At 63.2% G+C, this 18225-nt stretch carries 10 protein-coding genes and 1 pseudogene; 1 reads left to right on the plus strand and 10 read right to left on the minus strand.

Annotated features, from left to right (window positions below; translation table 11 throughout):
* Positions 1-7 precede the first annotated feature (7 nt).
* The 3 genes and pseudogenes from HNQ01_RS20635 to HNQ01_RS20645 form a co-directional block, all read right to left on the minus strand.
* Positions 8-304: pseudogene (locus HNQ01_RS20635) on the minus strand (integrase core domain-containing protein); the annotation flags it as partial.
* Between the two features lie 9 nt (positions 305-313).
* On the minus strand, positions 314-1402 hold the full coding sequence (locus HNQ01_RS20640; protein WP_173807401.1) for a ParB/RepB/Spo0J family partition protein: 1089 nt from the start codon (positions 1400-1402) through the stop codon (positions 314-316).
* Between the two features lie 56 nt (positions 1403-1458).
* Complete coding sequence (locus HNQ01_RS20645) at positions 1459-2712, minus strand: AAA family ATPase (protein ID WP_217427635.1); 1254 nt, start codon at positions 2710-2712, stop codon at positions 1459-1461.
* Between the two features lie 594 nt (positions 2713-3306).
* Here HNQ01_RS20645 and HNQ01_RS20650 point away from each other — a divergent pair.
* Positions 3307-4725, plus strand: coding sequence for a replication initiation protein (locus tag HNQ01_RS20650; RefSeq protein ID WP_353621751.1), 1419 nt, complete (start codon positions 3307-3309; stop codon positions 4723-4725).
* 73 nt (positions 4726-4798) lie between these two features.
* Here the strand turns inward: HNQ01_RS20650 and HNQ01_RS20655 are convergent, their stop codons facing one another.
* From HNQ01_RS20655 to HNQ01_RS20685, 7 genes are all read right to left on the minus strand, one after another.
* Positions 4799-7660, minus strand: a complete 2862-nt coding sequence (locus tag HNQ01_RS20655) for an ATP-binding protein (protein ID WP_173807403.1) — start codon at positions 7658-7660, stop codon at positions 4799-4801.
* A gap of 76 nt (positions 7661-7736) precedes the next feature.
* Complete coding sequence (locus HNQ01_RS20660) at positions 7737-8294, minus strand: DUF4276 family protein (RefSeq protein WP_173807404.1); 558 nt, start codon at positions 8292-8294, stop codon at positions 7737-7739.
* Positions 8291-9481 (minus strand): AAA family ATPase, encoded by a 1191-nt coding sequence (locus HNQ01_RS20665; RefSeq protein WP_173807405.1) that lies wholly within the window; start codon positions 9479-9481, stop codon positions 8291-8293. The genes HNQ01_RS20660 and HNQ01_RS20665 overlap by 4 nt, the downstream gene beginning before the upstream one ends.
* Before the next feature lie 16 nt (positions 9482-9497).
* Positions 9498-12395, minus strand: a complete 2898-nt coding sequence (locus HNQ01_RS20670; protein ID WP_173807406.1) for a DUF1156 domain-containing protein — start codon at positions 12393-12395, stop codon at positions 9498-9500.
* An 11-nt stretch (positions 12396-12406) separates the two neighbouring features.
* The gene (ptuB, locus tag HNQ01_RS20675) at positions 12407-13051 is read right to left on the minus strand and encodes a retron Ec78 anti-phage system effector HNH endonuclease PtuB (protein WP_173807407.1); all 645 of its coding nucleotides are present in this window, start codon (positions 13049-13051) and stop codon (positions 12407-12409) included.
* The gene (locus HNQ01_RS20680) at positions 13038-14471 is read right to left on the minus strand and encodes an AAA family ATPase (protein ID WP_173807408.1); all 1434 of its coding nucleotides are present in this window, start codon (positions 14469-14471) and stop codon (positions 13038-13040) included. The genes ptuB and HNQ01_RS20680 overlap by 14 nt, the downstream gene beginning before the upstream one ends.
* Positions 14462-18007, minus strand: a complete 3546-nt coding sequence (locus tag HNQ01_RS20685) for a helicase-related protein (RefSeq protein WP_173807409.1) — start codon at positions 18005-18007, stop codon at positions 14462-14464. The genes HNQ01_RS20680 and HNQ01_RS20685 overlap by 10 nt, the downstream gene beginning before the upstream one ends.
* Between the last annotated feature and the right edge of the window lie 218 nt (positions 18008-18225).

Consider the following 18225-nt stretch of genomic DNA (forward strand, 5'->3'; position numbering starts at 1 on the left):
TAAGTGCTCATGCCGCCGCGGCTGACTGTTCGGCGAGTTGGCGCCAGTAGTTTGCCTCGACCCCGGCTGGCGGGATGTAGCCCAGCGGCCCCATCAGTCGGTGGTTGTTGAACCAGGAGACCCAGGTCAGCGTGGCGAGCTCGACGGCCTCGCGGGTCTTCCAAGTGCGGTGGTGGATGACCTCGGCCTTGTACAGGCCGTTGATCGTCTCGGCCAGAGCGTTGTCGTAGCTGTCGCCCTTGCTGCCCACGGAAGGCTCGACACCGGCCTCGGCTAGGCGTTTGGTATGGTGAAAACTGATGTAGTGTCAGTATCAGACGGAATCAAGCAGCCGGGCCACGGCTGCCGCCAGGGCTTCCGGCGTCATCGCGCCGCCCAGAGCGCTGGCATCGATCTGGATGTACATGCGACCGTCACGGTCCTGGCTCCAGCGCCCCGTCGATCGCCCGTCACCTCGGAGCAGCTGACCGGCCGATCGCACTTCATCCGCCGCCGCGCCGACCAGCTCGGCCACCACCGCCGCAGCCCCAAGCACGCGCTCTTGCAGACGCAGGCGCTCGGCCCGGCGCAGCACGCCCTTGGGGTCGGCATCCAGGGCCGCCGTCAGCGTCTTGGCATGCCGGTGCGTGATCGTCGTCGGCGAGGCAAAGCAATCGATCACGGCCGCCGGCAGATCGGCCACCAGCAGCACGTTCGCCACCCAGGTGTGCGACACCCCCAGCGCATCGGCCAAGCGGCGGTTTGACAGGTACAGCCCCTGATCCAGCGCACGCCGGTACATCATCCCCTGCTCGTAGGGCGACAGGTCCGCACGCTCGCGGTTCTCGCGGTCCATCATCGCGAACAGGTCCGCATCCGACAGCGCTTGCGTTTCCACGGTCGCCAGCACCGGCAGGCCCAGCTCGGCGCAGGCGCGGTGACGCCGATGCCCGAAGACCAGCTCATAGCGGTCCGGCTGATCCACGAGCGGCCGGACCAGGATGGGCTGGACATTGCCGCCGGCCTGCTGGATGTCGCGCTTCAGGCTCTGGAAGGCCGGATTGGCAAAGGCGTCCGCGTGTCGGTTGGCCCAGCGGCTGGGCACGATCTGCGCCGTGTCCAGCCGACGCGTGACCGCAGCACCGTCGTAAGCGCTCAGCTGTTCCTTGAGGCGGCTGATCTCGCTCTCGGTCGCCAGCATCTGGCCACGGAACTGCAGCATCTGGCCCGGACCGGTGCGCGGCACGCTGCGGGGCACCACGGGCGGAAACTGAGTCCCCGCCGGGGCCGGCTGCGCAGCCGGAACGGCCGGTGCATCGTCCTGCCGCGGCCCGATGGGCGCAGCAGCAGGGAGGAGGGGAGAGTTGCCCGTGAGTGCCCGCAGGCTGTCGGTGACGGACTGCAGCTTCGACTTCGTGCTCATGTCGTTGTTCTCTTGCTAACTGACTGGCTGACTGGCAACCGGGTTGCCACAGTGACTCAGACCGCCGCGCGGCGTGCGCGCCAGGCCTCGACCAGCGACTCCTCGACCAGATCGACGAAGCGGTCATAGGCATCGAGCGCACGCTTGTAGGTCTTGACCGCACCTTCGTACTTCTGGATGTCGTAGACCGTCGCGAACTCAGCCGCCTTGTTGCTTGTGACCGAGGTCTTCGGGATCTCGACCGGCAGCACATACTCGCCATAGGTCGCCTGGATCCACTGACGCACCGCAGGCGAGGCAGTGTCGGTGTGATCCACCCGACTCAGCAGGATGTGCAGGAAATCGAAGGCCTTGCGGGCGTCTTCCGGCTCCTGCTCGTCCAGGCTGGCGCCCAGGTCCGACAACAGTGCCCAGAACTGCGCCGAGCTGGCGAAGTCGAGCCCGGACGGCGGCACCGGCACCACCACGCCGTCCGCCGCCCACAGCCCGTTGATCGTCACGTAGGACAGCGAGGGCGGGGTGTCGATGATGATGACGTCATACAGATCGCGGACCGACTCCAACCCCTGGTTCAGCACATCCCAGAAACGCACGGACGAGTCGCTCATCTGGCGAGCCGGCAGCGCGAACTCGGCCGAGAAGAGAAACGGCGCAGCCGCCACCAGATCGATGCCATCCCAGTAGGTCGATCGGATCGCCGGGGTGATGTCATCGCTGGCGCCGTGGCACAGCGGCGCGATGGTCATGTCCTCGCTGACCTCGGTCTCGGGCAGGATGCCATGCAGGGTGGTCAGCGAGCCTTGCGGATCGATGTCGATGGCAAGCACTCGGTGGCCCCGCATGCTCAGGCCCTGGGCCAGGATCATCGCGCTGGTGGTCTTCGAAACGCCGCCCTTGAAGTTGGCCACCGCAATGCACAGCGCCGGCTGACCACGCGGCCGCATCTTGTCCTTGCGGTAGGTGCGGGCCCAGATCCGGGCCTCGGTCAGAGAGAACTCCCGCTTGCCTCCGTTGGGCGTGAGCTTGCCTGACGGCAGGTCACCCTTGGTGACACGGTAGTTCACATGCGGCTTGTCCACACCGCACAGCGCCGCGACCTGAGCCGTCGAGAACACCGGCGCCACCTTGCGCGACTCCGGCGCAAGCAGCCGTCCGCGGATCTGCTCGACCATGCTTGAGGCACGCGCAGAGATCGCATGAATGCGCTGCATGTCGATCAGATGACGAGGAGACACAGAGAGGAGAGGGTCGCTGGCAACCTGGTTGCCAGCCTCTGCGGACAGGGTTCGAGCGACTTTTGGGGAGGTCATGAGGGCAGTCTTGTTGCTTCCCGGACAGTCTACTTTTTTCCACCCTCGTTTCAACGCATCAGCGCAACAAGATTTGGAAAACGGTGAGACAATTTGGGGACCGCACTTTTTCAGGAGACTTTATGGGGATCCCGGATGAGCCAGGACGGCCGCCGGATTGGTTCCAAACGGAGGCAAGTGACCAGCCTCACGGACCTCCGCTTCGGACACCCCAGATCCCCATATCCACTCCGGAACTACCCCAGAAGCTCTCCGCAAAAGCCACCAAGATCCCCAGAAGCTCTCAGCGAGTCTCCCACAGACTCTCCGCGACAATCCCATATCCACTCCACAAAAGACACGTAAGTCTTTGATCTAAAACGTTTTTTTGGCTCTTCAAATCTTCAAGTATTCAAGTCTTGTATTTCAATCTATCAAGAGGAGTCCCCATGGGGATCCTCGCGTTGTTGATGTGAACAAAAGACTCCGTCCTGTGACATGGCCTTTGGACCACACCTCCGCCACCAGGCAATGGCGAAAGAGAGATGTGAATTGACAAGCTCACAGTTCGCCGACAAGCTAGCGCGCTTACCTTTGCAACGCTCCTTTGATCTCGTGCATCAGACCGACTGTGGCAACCCAAGCTTGGCTGATGGGACTGTGCATGACGCGACCGATCCGAAAGAGAAGGAGCAGGCTGTTGCCAAGGCCAACGAAGCCATCGCCATCCGTCCAAAGCGCGGGAAACTGACGCTGCTGTCGCGTCGCATTTACAACGTCTTCCTGTTTCACGCACAAAGGCAGGGTGTCGACAAGCCGACCTACTGCCTGCCACTGGCTGAACTCATCAAGGACGCACGCTTCAACTCGAACAACACCGAGATCCTGAAGTCGCACATTCGTGACATGCAAGCCACCACCATCGAGTGGCACACCAGTGTGGGTGGCACACGCAGATGGACCTCGACGCAGCTGCTTGGAACGGTCTCAATCGACGATCCAGGCCGCGGGCGGCCGTGTCATATTTCGTGGACCTATCCCGATCCGATACGTGAACACCTGATCAGGCCTGCGCACTACACACGCATCCTCCTCGAGATCAGCTCGCAGATGCGCAGCTACGCAGCCTCCGTGCTGTACGAGCTGGGGGCACGCTATCTCTCATCGCCAACGCGGCTGACCATGCGCGAGGACGTGCTGTGGTGGGCCTCCGTCCTGACGGGGCGCAGCGACATCGTCAAGGTCGACTACCGCATCCTTCACCGCGACACGATCAAGAAAGCGCTGGCTGAGCTGGACACCCTCAGCGAGGACTTCCGGATGGAAGTCGTTGAACACAAGCGGGGGCGCAAGGTCGAGGAGCTGCAGTTCAAGATTCTTCCCAAGGGAGAACAGCCTGCTGACAGCCGATCCTCCCCAGTGCCTCTGGCCTGCGTGCTGGACTTGGCACTTATCGAACAGCTCGTGAGCCTGGGTTTCAAGCCCAGGGATGCGCAAGATTTCTACGCTGCGACGGATGAAACGCTGCTTCGTGCCGCACTCGATCACGTCACTGAACGGATGCAGAACGCGGCTCTTCCACCACTGAAGTCGCCTGCAGCCTATCTGCGCACGGCCGTGAAGAAAAAGTATCCTGGCTTGCCAGCACGCGAGCGCACAAGCGAGGGCACGGCAAGCGCCGTATCCGCTCCGGCCGTGCCTGAAACCCGTCTGGCAATCCATCCCGGGCCTGAGCTCAGCATGGAAGAACGGTTGAGACAGCTCAGGGAGGACTGGAACCAGCACCAAGCCACGATGGCACGCACCCGATTTCTGGCGATGGGTGTCTCCGAGCAAGATGCCTACGTCTCCCGCTTCGAGATCGAGCGACTGCCACACGTGGTCATTCCGGTGGCCAAGGCCTGGCGAAAGGACGGCATCGACAGCCGCATTGCGGGCAGCACCTTCAACCGGTGGCTGGCAAGCGTGCTGTGGCCGGGTGACGCAACGGATGCGGAGCTGCTGAGGTTCGCGGTGTCGCTCAAGCGGGGCTGATTTTTCCTACCGCTCGTAAGCTCCCCCTGCAAGACCAGCGCCTTGGGCACCGCGGGGATGGCGGCAGGCCCCGTCACTGATCGGACTCGAACTCGGCAGAGTTGAAGCGCAGCACCTTGCAGTTCTCGTTCACCGCGCGTTGCACACCATCGTCAAACCCGACGGGCGCCTCTGCCTCGAGCTCGATCGAGATGCGCACCTTCACGCCGTGCTTGGCGGTGAACTGCTGAACCACCTCGTCAACGATGTCGGCGAACTGCTTCTTGGCCAGGGTGGGGTCGAGGTCAATGCTGCCGTAGAAGCGGCGCTTGGGTGCTGCGGGTTGGGGCGTCGGGGCGCCCGTGGAGCCGCCGGTGGCTCCATACCCTGACGTGCCTTCTTTGACGGCAGGGGATGGCGTACCGGTGTTCGTTCCGCTGGGGGCCGGTGCAGGCGGATGCGTCGGAGTGGTCTTGCGGGCAGCCTCTTCTTCAGCGCGCAGCTTCTCGGCATAGGCCTGGGCAGCCGGCGGCGCGATCAGCAGCAGGCTGGCATCCAGGATGATGGTGCTGCGCTTGCCGTAGACGAAGCCCAGGTAGCGCCCCTCGGACTTGCCTTGAGCCACGGCGAAGAAGTCCTGGCTCTCGACGCCCGCGCCCACGGTCAGTTGGAAGATCTGGTCGTCCTTCAGCCGCGGCAGGTACAGGTACTGGCAGGTCTTCTGCCAGACCTCCAGGGCGTTGGCCTCGGGCTGCCCATCCTTCCAGAACCACTGGCGCAGCATGGCGGCCATGTGGATCGGGGACCATTCGGTGATCAGGAGTTCGTTCTCCTTCATCACGCGCTCGATTTCCTGCGACGCGTTGGCCGCGCCCGGGTTCAGCGGGAAGTGCTCCCACTGCACCTCGCTCAGGCCCTTGCCGGGGCGGGCTTCTTGCACCGGCGCCAGCAGCCACTTGTAGGTCTCGCGCATCATGCGACGCAGCGCGTCGTTGGCGTCATCAAGTCCTTTCTGCGCCTGCTTGGTCTGGATGCCGTCCAGGTTCAGCTTCCCATCCTTGCCGTCGCTGACGATCGACTGCCACGCCAGCATGGAGCGCACCTGGTCGCGCAGGCGGGACACGTTGTCGTAGTCCGCCGCTATGAAGATCAGGCGGTTCTGCTTCTGGCGGGGTGACTCGCCGCGGTTCTTCAGGATCTCGTTGGCGCGATCAACGGCGAGGTTGGTGCCGCTGCGGCTGAAGCCCGCGTCAGGTGCCAGCACCACGAGGCGCAGCGCCCAGTCGTCGGGCACATCGCCACTGCCGGTGAACACGTGGGTGCCGGTGAACATGCCCGTGGCCAGGCTCTTGCGCACGCGGTCCTGGATGGCCGGGAACACGTCCTCCTTGTCCTGGAAGCGGCGCTTGCGGTCCTCCATCTCCCGGCGCAGATTGGGCCGGGTGTCGAACCAGAAGCGGTTGCCGCCGCTGTTCAGGTAGTGCAAGCGGTCACCCAGGCGGCGCAGCGCGTCCTTGTAGACGCCCAGCTGCTGGCCGGGGATGGCCACACCCAGCACCACACGCTCCAGCTCCAGCCCGCGCACCACCTGGTTGGCCGTGCTTGGCGCGCTGCCCAGGAAGATGGCCCGCGCCGTGCGGCGGCAGGCCTGCACCGCGCCCAGGCGGGTGTCCTGGTTCTCGATGCCGGTGGTCTCGGCGCGCTCGCCGTCCACGTCGCGTTCCAGCACCGGGTCCCAGCCCTGGGGCAGGTAGTAGATGATGTCGTTGCGGGTGTCGGCATCGTAGACGGGCAGGCTGCCCGGCATGATCAGCGGGTCCTTGTTGTCGTCCTTCCACAGCCGGTGGATGACCTTGGCCATCAGCTTCAGCACGCCACGGGTGCGCTGGAAGTTGTCCAGCGACGACCAGTCCTCGTACAGCCGGTCGAACACCTCGGGGTGGATTGGGTAGGCGTGCAGCAGGCGCTCGTAGTAGCGGCCTTCCTGCGTCTCACGCGGCAGGTCGTCCTTGTGGGCGACGTAGTAGTCGGCGAAGGCGCGGCACACGCTCTCAGCGGCCAGCCGGTCGCCGATCTGGCTGAACAGGCGACGGCGCACGATCTCGAAAGCCTCTTCGGTGGCCACCGGCTTCCACAGCGCCTGCACCCGGCCGAAGTAGTGCGCCAGGGCGGCCAGCGCTTTCACGCCGCGTTGGCTACCGGCTTCCTTGTCCGACTCCGGCAGCGAGGCCAGCAGCACGGCCGTGGGCACGGCCTTCAGCGCTTCGGTCAGGGCCTGGATGAAGCTGAGGTTGGAATCGAAGGTGCCGCCCGTCAGTGCCTTGCCTTCCTCGAACTGGCGCACGTAGGCCACCAGCTCGTCGATAAGGATCACGCAGGGCGCATAACGCGCCAACAGCGTCTCCAGCACAGCCTTGCCCGGCGAGGTGCCCGAGGCGTCTGCATCGGCCACCAGGGCGTAGCCATCCGCACCGCCCAGCTGCCAGGCCAGGTCGCCCCACAGCGTGCGCACGGTCACGCCGCCGTGGCTCACGGGCTGGTTGGGCGAGGACTTGATGCCGTCCAGCACCGCGATGCGCGCGTGTGGCAGCTCGGCCACGCCGGCAACGTCCAGGATGGCCGAGACGCCGGGCATGTCGCTGGCGGGCGCCTTGGCGCTGGCCAGGTGGTAGACCGCCAGCATCGTGTGCGTCTTGCCGCCGCCAAAGGCCGTCTGCAGCTGGATGACCGGGTCACCGCCCCGACCCGACAGGCGCTTGACCACCGAGTCCAGCAGCAGACGCATGCCCTCGGTGATGAAGGTGCGCTGGAAGAACAGCGCCGGGTTCTGGTACTCGGCCGTGGCGGTGCCGGCATGCACGCGCGAGATGTCGGCGGCGAACTCGGCTTGGGCGAAGGTGCCCTTGAGCACGTCTTCGTGGGGGACGGCGATCTCGCGCCAGGGTTTCAGAGTCATGACAACGTTTCCTCGGCGTCGTTTTGAAGTCCCATCGTGGAACTGCGCCGTATCCTGAGAGCAAACAGAACTTTGATCAGATAGACAGGCGTTTCAAGCCGTCGATGAGTGCGCAAAAACTGGCAGAAGTGTTGCGGCCGTCGATTCGAAGGTGGGGCCCGATCGCACGTGAACCTGCCAGTTTCTGGTAGCGGGACTTGGTCAGCTTGTCGAGCTCTTCGGCTGGATTGGCCAGACGGTCCGGGGTCTTGAACTTGCTGGACGCCTGCTGTTTCGCCAGTCCGCGCAACTCGAGCCCTTGCTCGACCGCCGCCAGATCACCCAGATAGAACGTCTCCAGCTCGTGACAGGCGATGCGAACCAGCGCCTGAGACCGACCGGCGGCCTCGCACAGCAAGCGCAGTTCCTGCTTGAGCAGACGGCAATCCGAGCTGTCTTGATCGCGCAGCACCACGAAGCACGAGTCAGGTGCCAGCCAATGCTTCAAGCGATGTGTCAGCCGCTTGTGCATGTCCTGCTTGCCCTCGAAGACGATGTACTGGACCTGCACCCCGGGCGGCAGCAGACGGGGCAACAGGCCCTGCAGCATCGCCCGGGCCGAGGGCTCTTCCAGACAGAAGACCAGCGTGCTCATGCCGGATCGACTCCCGTGAAGAAGCCCTGCTTCCACAGATAGCCGAGCTGATCGCCTTCGGCCATGTAGGCGGCCAGCTGGGCGTCGTCGCGCGCGCGCTTGACCTGGGTGTAGCCGGCCTGCTTGGTCAGCCAGAACACCTCGTCAAGTCGCAGGGCGTTGAGGAAGTCCGGCGAGTGGGTCGAGACGATCACCTGGCCACCGCGCTGCGCGTAGGCCCGGAACTCCTCGGCCAGCTCCCACAGCAGGGTCGGGTAGAGCTGGTTCTCGGGCTCCTCGATGCACAGCAGCGGATGCGGCGTCGGGTCGTGCAGCAGCAGCAGATAGGCGAACATCTTGAGCGTGCCGTCCGAGACGAACCGGTCGATGAACGGATCGACGAACGCCCCATCGCGAAACTGCAGCAGCAACCTGCCGTCTTCGGTCAGCTTCGGCGTGACCTCGCTGACACCCGGCACGCGGTGCTTCATGCGGTCGAGCACCTGCGCGAAGAGATCCGGGTGGTTCTCGTAGAGGTTGCGCGCCACCAGCTGCAGGTTGTCGCCCGTGACCGAGAGGTGGTCGTCGATGCCGATCGCGTCCTTGCTGCCGCGCGCCAGATTGATGTGGAAGTCGGAGACGTGCCAGCTCTCGATCATCTGCCGGAAGGCATTGGCGGCCTTGAAGCGCTGGAACTGCCCCAGCCCGCTGATGGCCAGCGTGTCGGGGGAGACCTTCTGCTCCTCGCGCTCCAGTTCCTCGTCCGGGCGATTGAAGTCTTCCTCGTTGGTGATGGCGTAGCCTTCGCCGAGCCGGAAGTCGATGAAGTGGAACGGCTTGCCACTGGCGCCGCGCTTGTAGCGCAGCACCTCGCGCAGCACCACCGGTCGGCCCTTCTGCTCGCCGATCACCAGCCAGTAGGTCACGAGCCGGTTCACGCCGGCGATGTCCACGCGGAACTTGATCTCGATCTCGATCGGCTCGGTGCGTGCCACGCCGCGCGACAGCACTTCGGCAAACCCGCCCCGGCTCTGCAAGGCCGGGCGCACGCCGTGCAGCATGCTGTCCTTGAGCAGGCCGAACACGCTGAACAGCGTCGTCTTGCCGGTGCCGTTGGCGCCTACCACCACGCACAGCCGCGGCAGCTCGGTGATGCGCACATCCCGCAGGCTCTTGAAGTTCTTCAGCGACAGGCTCTCGATCTGCATTGCGGCTTCCTCTCGCTCACCAGTCCATGGTGGTCTGCTGCCCCACCGGCCCCGATTCTGCGGCCGCCGCCTCCACGCTGCCCCACGCCGCCACCAGCTCGTTGTAGGCCCGCGCATCCTCGGCCCAGCCCTGGCGCTCGCACAGGGTGTAGAGGCGGTAGGCGAGCGATCGGATCGGCTCGGCGCGGGCGGGCATGCGCGCCAGCAGGGCGCCGGCGGCGGACTCGCCGTCCTTGTTGAGGGCGCGGATCAGCTGGTGCAGCGCCTCCCACACCGGGGTGCGGGCGTCGTCCTCGGGCGACCAGCCGGCATCCAGCTCGGCCCAGCGCAGCAGGCGCAGATTGCCGCCGCTGCTTTCCAGCACGCCAGCCTCGTTCAGGCCGTTGACGCTGGTGCCTTTGGCGCGGGCCAGCACGTCGGCCTCGCCAAACTTGCCGGTGGCCCAGCCCAGCTGCTCAAACCAGGCCAGGCAGAACTGCGTGTCGTGGTCGAAGTCGTCTTCGGCCAAGAAGCGGTTGATCAGCTGCAGCGCGGTTTTCACGCTCATCTCGCTGCCGTCGGCTTCGAGCACCGCGCTGTATTGGCTGAAGATGGCCATGCCGGGGCCGATGATGGCTTGGCTCAAGTCCACGGGGGCGACGGGGCAGTTGACGCCGCCTCGGGTCATTTCGTCCAGGGCGTCGGGCAGGGCGGCGTTCAGCTCGCGGATGAAGGCGCGGCGGCCGATGGTGGGGGCGTCGTGGGCGCGTTGACGGCAGACGAGCACGATGCTGGAGGCCAGGGCGTTCGAATCCGAGCTTCGCATGCGATTGCCCAGCTCGGTACGCATCGGCCAGGTACCAGTAATGGCAAAACCGGCGTCTAGCACCGCTTGCAGGAAGGTTTCCCACCCGGTGCTAGAGGTACCAGAATCACCTGCCGTCTCACTCTGCTTAAAGGCGTAGTAGATGGTGACAGGAAAGGCCGGGTGCGCTTTTTCGGCTAGGTTGTGCATGGCCTTGGTCATGCCGTCGAGGAAGAATTTTTCGGCTTTGTCTTTGTTGCCGTGGCGGTAAGGCGTGGCCACCAGTTCTTCGGCCTTGGGCACCGCCAGGGTGGCGTAAAGACCGGGGTAAATGGGTTTCAGGCTTTTGCGCAGCCAGACGTAGAAAAAGTCGGATAGGTCGGCGTAGCCGATGTTGTCGTAGTAGGGAGGATCGGTTGAGACAAGTTTTTGCTGGCTGACACCCTGTGATTGAGCGTCACTGTGGACTGCATGGCCTTCTTGTTGAGCGGGAAGCTCCAAGATCGCCCTGACAAGGTTTCCCAGGCTGATGATGTAATCCCCAGCTGCCGCGCCAAATACATTGTTTTCGGCAAAGTCCCAAATCATGGGAATGGCCTGACGACCAAATAGATTTCGGACTTGCGTTTTCGTGATTTCCCATCGACATAGAGAGTTACAAATATCCGTTAGGCGGCTCAAAGCCAGCGCCAAATACACCCCCACGGCTTCTGCATACGCCGCCGCCCCACTTCCTCCCGCATCCAACCCCACCCCGTCATCCGCCATCCCAGCCGCCAGCGCATCCTGCCGGCAGCGGGCGATGGCGTCCTGCACCAGATCGGAGAAGGTGGTTAGCGCGACGAGTTGGCGGGGGGTGAACAGGTCGCTCCAGCGCGTCATTCCGTAGTTACCAACGCGAAATCCGAGAGCCTGTTGGAAAAACTCGACATCGGGTTTCCAAGTCGGCGTAGTGTTAGCTGCGATAGATTCATGCTCGTCTGTCGGCGTTAGATACACCCGCCCGCGCTGACCTTCAGCGACGATGGCCATCAACCGCGCGCCCATGCGCCCGGCTTGCCCTTCGGCCTTGATGTAGTCACCACTGATCGGCGTTCCAGACATCAGGCACAGGAAATTCGCGCCGCGACCTTTGGCCTTGGTGCCAGCCTCGGCCGCCTCATCCGGCTCACCCACCTGCACCGTGAAGCGGTAATCCCCGCCCTCCACCACCGGCCGCACATAAGCCTGCTTGCCCTCCTTGCTGGACAGCACAAACGTCGAAGCCAGCGGCACCTCCACCTCGGCAAACGCCGGGTTCGGGCTTTTCACCGTGCGCGCCCACAGCCAGGCAATCACCGTCAGCTTTTCGCCCAAATACGGCCGCAAATCAGGCCGGGGGTTGGCGGGGTTGGCCACCATCTCGGCCGTCACCTCGATCTTCGGGTACAGGTGGCCGATGCGCTTCTCGGCTTCAGCCCGCATCCAAGCGCCGTAGCGCCGCACGTCCTCGGCCAAGCCCTTGGCGCCGCTCCAGTCCTCACCAAACCTGGCCTGCTTGTCCTCCGCCAGACGCGGCCCTACCGGCGCACGGCCCGCAAACTTGGGCGGAATCTCGATCATCGCCTTGTTGATCGTCACCGCCACCGGGTTCAAATCGCTCGCCCAGCTCTCCAGCCCCAGGCGCTGCGCCTCCAGCGGCAGCGCCCCACCGCCCGCAAACGGATCGTGAAAGGCCGGCAGCTTCTCCGGGTTGAACAACTCGGCCGCCTGCGGATGCCCCTTGTTCAGCCGGCAGGTCTCCACCCAGCTCTCGCGGATGGCAGCGCGGGCGCGCTCCAACACGGCCTCGTTGTTGGTGTTCTCCCACTGCACCAGGTCTTCGATGATCTTGAACAGCTCTTCGCGCTTGGCCGCGGCCTGCGCCTTGGTCATGCCAGCGAAGTAGCCGCGCTCACCGCCCGGGTCGTTCACCATCTGCGCAAAGATCACCGCCCGCGCCGCCGCCAGCGGCCGACGCGCCCACCACAAATGCAGCGTGCTCGGATGGCCGTGGCGGATGGATTTTTCCCGCGCCGAGGCGGCGTTGATCGCATCCAACGGCAGCGCGACTTCGATGAGTTTTTTGGGGGATTTGATGGGAGCGGTCATACTTATTTTTATTAAGCCGATTGATTCGATAAAACGTGTTTGATGGCCGTTGCAAATGGCAGGTGTGATGTTCGGATTATTTCATTCTCAAGTTCAGGCAGCCATTCGTTCTCTGGGTATTCCTGCGCCATTTCCGCAAACGCTTCTGCGGTCTTGATGTAGTGGCGAACCGCCTCACGGCGGATTTGATTCAGTGCGCCATCGAGTTTGAGGATCCTTATGGTTTCCTCTGCCCGATGTCGCTCCTCGTCTGATAGACCATTTCTTGGGCACACCGTACCATTCGGCAAAAACAAGAGAAAATTCTCAGGGTCTTCCACATCGGGTTTAATCAGCACTTCATGCGGATAGTTGCCGCACTTGTCTTTGTGATCCCCACAGGTTCCAGCGCGATTGCAAGAGCCAAACAGGTTGTGCCAATCAAAAGTTCCCTGAGGATGGCGTGATCGCTGGCGGAAATGCTCAATGTGTCGTTTGGTGGTGTCACTGACATCTGTCTCGCAATAAGCGCACCGCCACCCTTGCATCTGACCAAAACTGTTCCAAATATCGCCCCTCTCGTCAGCGTTTGGGCAGGTGTCGCTCCATTGGTCTTGACCATGTCGGTAATTTTGCAGTCCGCCAGGGATGGCTGGGTCTCGATTAAGCTTGTGCATCTTGCTCTTCCCCTGCGACCCGGCGTGGCAGCCTTTGTTTGAAGGTTTGTAAACGGATCATGCGCTCGCACTCCCGCATGACGGGATGGTTAGCGCCAAAGTGGTTTTCAAGCTGGGCACGCAAAGCCAAACCAGCATTTGTTGGATGAAGGTTTTGCTGAATCAGTGCGTGGTAATCTGAAACCCAGCGTGCTTCATGGATGTTCGGAATGGGATCGACTCCCATGATCTCAGCCAGCAAATCCGAACTGGCAACCCCCCGGGTTTGCTGATTAACTTTACTGACTGTGATGTTGCGTTGCCCAGTTTCTGGATCAAGTTCTTCATGCAAACGACGGATGCACGCTGCGTCAATGCTGGAGAGAACTTGCGGGCTGTGGGTGGTGACGATGAATTGAATTTGTTGGAAAGCTTCCATCAGTGAACCCAAAATGGTTTGCTGCCATGAAGGGTGCAAAAACATATCCACTTCATCAATCAGCACCACACCTGGGGTTTGCCGTGCAGCTTCTACCCCTAAATGGGGGTTGAGTTTGCACGCCCGGAATGCCAAATCGGCCACCAGGGAAATGGCATTGCGCAAACCATCACTCAAATCTTCAACCGGCATCAATCCGAGTTGATCATGCTGCATCACCAGTTGCTGTCCCAGGCTGGCTCTATACTCCAGATCACGCCACCCCGTTGGTTCTTGAACCAATGCATTGATGGCCGACTTAATGACGCCAATGATGGTTTCAAAACGCCCATCGTTGGGCGATAGCGTCCGCCCTTCTTGCATGAAGCTCTGAATTTCACGGTAGCTTCTAAAAACCCACCCATACCAAGCCGCAAACGCCTTGAAACTGGAAGAATAAGACAAGCAGTTCAAATAACCTGATGTGCGTGAAAACTCGGAAACATCCAGCACCACATCCCGAGCCTCCGAGCTAAAGCGCCCCTCAAACCACAGCCGCGATGTGCCCAAATAAGAAACCAGCGGCAGCGTAACATCGGCCCCCGCACGAACTTGGCGTTCTAACTGCTTGCCATAGGCCGTGAAAGCTCGTGTGGTCGCATCCCCGCGCGTATTGGTGCCTGGGCGCAAGCTCTCGCGGAATTGCTCCCATGGGGGTTCATCCGTGCTTTCCCGCTCCCACTCTCCAGTGGCACGGATCACGGCGGGAACCTGCCCCTCCATCGTGCCGCCCTCCATCCATTGGCGCCGCACATCCGTCACTTGAATGGTGGCGCTCTTGCCGGTTTGGCTGCCCAGGTCAAAGCCCTTGACGAAGGGCCACAACGCAATGCGCGCCGCATCCAACACCGAGGTTTTGCCTCCACCGTTGGGCGCCACCAACACCGTCAACTGCTTATGCAGATCAATGCTCAGCGACGAAAAGCAGCGGAAGTTTTGGAGTTCGATTTTGTTCAAGCGCATGGGCTGCTTCTCTTGAGGAGTTCATTCAAATCCAGATTCACGCTCGTCACCGCCCAGTCCGGCTCCCGCGTGAAGGGCCGCCGAATGTAATGCGGCCCGTCCACGCTGTCACCCTCGCCGACCAGCACGATGGCCAGCCAGAACTTGTCCTGCTGGTTCAGCGCGTAGAGCACTTCGTTCCTGGTCACGGTGATGGTGCTGCTGCCCTTGGCACGGCCCTTCACTTCGATGTGGCGCACCTCGGGAAGGCGGCCGTTCACGGCCGGCGGGATGGCCGTGATGTCCCAGCCGCACTTCTCGGTCGAAACGTCGATCACCTCGTGGCCCAGGGCACGCTCGGCCGCCATGACGGCCTGCATCGCCAACTGCTCCACCCGTGAGCGAGCGGCCGCATCAGGACTCCAGCCGGGCTCCCCCCGGCGCTGCATCAGCAGACCGGCCGGAATCACCAGCGCGCCGCCCACCACCACCGGAGTGGCCGAGACCACATGGCGCTGGGCCAGCAGTTCCTGCTCCCGCGCACGCCTGCGGGCGGAGAGCTCATCGAGGGTGCGCTGCACGTTCTCCAGTGGCAGGCGCACGTCCTTGCCGGCGGCCTTGTCTTCCCTGAGCTTGATGTAGCGATCCGACCAGTGGTTGATCTCCTTGACCAGCCGTTCATGCACGGCTGCCAGGGTCTTGTCGATCTGGGCCTCGCGGTGCTGGCGCACCTCGTTGAAATGCTCGGGTGCCAGACGGGCCGAGGCATGAGCCAGAGCGAGCTGCTCCAGATCACGGGCGATCCACGGTGCGGCCAGCACATCCGGGACGAGCGCCAAGTCTGCCGCGTCAGCAGCCTGCAGATCCAGATGCGGCGCCCAGCCGGCGTGGATGGCGTGGCCCTGTGGATCGATCTCGACGAACTGCAGCCGGCGCGAAGCGATGCGATCCGGGTCTGCTCCCTCTCGTACCGCGTGGTCGATGATGAACAGCACCCGGGGTGTCAGCCCGAAGTCGGCCGGATCGATCAGAACGGCCCCCTGCTTGAGCAGGGGGCGGTGACGCTCCAGCATCAGGTCGGTCACCGCCTGCATCAGCGGATGGGCCGGGTGGATCAGGCTGGCCGTGGCGGCGTTGGGGCGGCCGACCATGCGCACATGGCCCTTCTCGAAGCACACACGCTCGTAGCGGCGCAGCACGGGGGCCAGATGGCGGCGGTCGCGGCCGCTGATCTGTCGGTCGCGCTCGCGGATCTCGGCGGGCACGTTGGTGATTTCCCAGCGGCCGGTCTCGCGGGCGCGCAGGTCGCCACCGAGCTGCTGGAAGGCCTGGCTGAAGAACGCACGGATGAAGTAGGGCTGCAGCTTGCGCGCCTCGGCCTTTTCCATCTCCTCCTTCAACGCGAACAGACGCCGCGCGTCCATCACCTCATCGCACAGGGCGTTGCGCTGGATGATGGCTTCCAGGTGGGCGGTATCCAGGGCTCCATCGACCTGGCGGTGCAGCCGGGCACGCACCTCAGGGTCATCGCCGTAGCGAATGGCGTCGATCAGCAGATCCTTGAGGCTGCGGTCCTCGAACACCTCGCCCAGGATGTCGAACACGCGCCCCTTGAGCGCCACGCGCTCGATCTCCAGCTTCTCGAACAGGCGTTGGAAAACGGCACCTTCACGCGTCTCCTTGGCCACCAGGTTCCAGAGATGGCAGACCTCGGTCTGACCGATGCGGTGGATGCGGCCGAAGCGCTGCTCCAGCCGGTTCGGGTTCCACGGCAGGTCGTAGTTGACCATCAGATTGGCGTTCTGCAGATTCACGCCTTCGCCTGCCGCATCGGTGGCCAGCAGCACACGCACGACTGGATCGTTGCGAAACAGCTCCTGCACCTGGCGGCGATCCTCGCGCTTGACGCCGCCATGGATCATCACCACCGACTCATCCGTGCCGATCAGGCCGCGGATCTTCACGGCCAGGTAGTTCAGCGTGTCCTTGTGCTCGGTGAAGATGATGAGCTTGCGCTGGCGGCCGTCGGCGTCTCGCATCTCGGGCGTGTCCTGCAGCAGGCGCGACAGCTCATCCCACTTGCGGTCCTGGCTCGAATGCACCACCTGGCGGGCCTGTTCCTCCAGGGACTGCAGGCTGACGATCTCGGCTTGCAATTCGACGAGGGTGCGGGCGGCAGTCGCCTGATCGACCACGGATTCCTCAAAGGCCTCGTAGTCCTCGGGCGTGAGCGCGTCGGCCGATTCCCAGATGTCCTCGGGTGAGCTGGCCCGCAGACTGTCCTCGACAGGCAGCGTTTCCGCCAGGGATCGGCGGGACGAGGCACCACGGGCGCGCAGCGTCTCTTCTTCGACCCGCTGCATCAGACGTGCGCGCCGCCGCTTGAGCGACTGGTAGATGGCCTCTGGGCTGGAGGCCAGTCGCCGCTGCAGGGAAGTCAGTGCGAAGCCTACCGTGCCTTTGCGACCGCCATCCTGCAGCTGGTCGGCGCGGTTCATCTCTTCCTTGACGTAGGCCGTGACGCCTTCGTAGAGCGCGCTCTCCAGGCCGGATAGGGTGTAGTTGACCGTGAGTGCCCGCCGCTCGGGGAACAGCGGCGTGCCGTCAAACTTCAGCAGGTCTTCCTTGACCATGCGCCGCATCAGGTCGGTGACATCGACCTTGTGAGCCTTGTCGCGGAACTTGCCGTAGAAGCGGTCGGCATCCAGCAGGCTCATGAAAAGCTGGAAGTCCTCTTCCTTGCCGTTGTGCGGCGTGGCGGTCATCAGCAGGAAATGGCGCGTCGTCGCGCCGAGCAATTCGCCGAGCTGGAAGCGCCGGGTCTTGTTGATCTTGTTGCCGAAATAGTTGGCCGAGAGCTTGTGCGCTTCATCGACCACCACCAGGTCCCAGCGTGTCAGGCGCAGCTTGTCCTGCAGTTCAGTGCTGCGCGCCAGCTGATCGACGCGGGCCACCATCAGGTCCGCATCATCGAACGCGTTCCCCCGGCTCTGTTCGACCATCTCGCGGCTGAACAGGGTGAAGTCCAGACCGAACTTCTCGGCCATTTCATCCTGCCACTGCTCAACCAGACTGCCGGGCGCCACGATCAGGACCCGGCGTGCATCAGCCCGCATCAGCAGCTCGCGGATCAGCAGCCCCGCCATGATGGTCTTTCCAGCGCCCGGGTCGTCCGCTAGAACGTAGCGCAGAGGCTGCCGCGACAGCATCGACTCGTAGACCGCCGTGATCTGGTGCGGCAACGGCTCGACGTTGGAGGTGTGGACCGCCATCATCGGATCGAACAGGTGCGCCAGATTGATGCGCCAGGCCTCGGTGGCCAGCTTGAACGATTCCCCCGGAGCATCGAAAGCCCAGGGGCGTCCGGATGTGGCGACGGACAAGTTCGGCTCATCTGCGCGGAAGAGCAGTTGCTCCACCAGCTTTCCCCCCGGCTCGCTGAAATAGACCGTGATCGAGTCAGGTCCCGCAGGCCGTGTGAACAGCACGGAGATGACTCGATCAGGAACGATTCCGTTGATCGCCAGATCCGTCTTGATGTCTTCCAGCTTCAGCATGTCGTCGTTTGCATGTCCAGGCGGCCAAGGTCTTCCTCTGATTCCTGGGCTCAGGCTTCATCTTGCCCTGCCAAGCCAACAAGCCCGTCCGCCTCGATGTGACTTTTTGCCCAAGGACAGCTGAGCTGATTGAGCACGCTCACCCGGTAAGCCGGCAGATCCCTGCTGCGGAAGACGGCACCTTCACCAGGAATTCCCCTCCAGAAATTTCCAGTCCC

Source organism: Sphaerotilus uruguayifluvii (assembly GCF_013294065.1).
GTDB classification, from domain to species: Bacteria; Pseudomonadota; Gammaproteobacteria; order Burkholderiales; family Burkholderiaceae_C; genus Sphaerotilus; species Sphaerotilus uruguayifluvii.

What these genes read in the sequence shown, in the direction of transcription:
- HNQ01_RS20660 (WP_173807404.1), bottom strand. Translation starts at nt 8,294, where the DNA reads ATGAGCACGCTGGTCTTCTGTCTGGAAGAGCCCTCGGCCCGGGCGATG.
- HNQ01_RS20640 (WP_173807401.1), bottom strand. Translation starts at nt 1,402, where the DNA reads ATGAGCACGAAGTCGAAGCTGCAGTCCGTCACCGACAGCCTGCGGGCA.
- HNQ01_RS20680 (WP_173807408.1), bottom strand. Translation starts at nt 14,471, where the DNA reads ATGCGCTTGAACAAAATCGAACTCCAAAACTTCCGCTGCTTTTCGTCG.
- HNQ01_RS20645 (WP_217427635.1), bottom strand. Translation starts at nt 2,712, where the DNA reads ATGACCTCCCCAAAAGTCGCTCGAACCCTGTCCGCAGAGGCTGGCAAC.
- HNQ01_RS20665 (WP_173807405.1), bottom strand. Translation starts at nt 9,481, where the DNA reads ATGCAGATCGAGAGCCTGTCGCTGAAGAACTTCAAGAGCCTGCGGGAT.
- ptuB (WP_173807407.1), bottom strand. Translation starts at nt 13,051, where the DNA reads ATGCACAAGCTTAATCGAGACCCAGCCATCCCTGGCGGACTGCAAAAT.
- HNQ01_RS20655 (WP_173807403.1), bottom strand. Translation starts at nt 7,660, where the DNA reads ATGACTCTGAAACCCTGGCGCGAGATCGCCGTCCCCCACGAAGACGTG.
- HNQ01_RS20685 (WP_173807409.1), bottom strand. Translation starts at nt 18,007, where the DNA reads ATGCTGAAGCTGGAAGACATCAAGACGGATCTGGCGATCAACGGAATC.
- HNQ01_RS20670 (WP_173807406.1), bottom strand. Translation starts at nt 12,395, where the DNA reads ATGACCGCTCCCATCAAATCCCCCAAAAAACTCATCGAAGTCGCGCTG.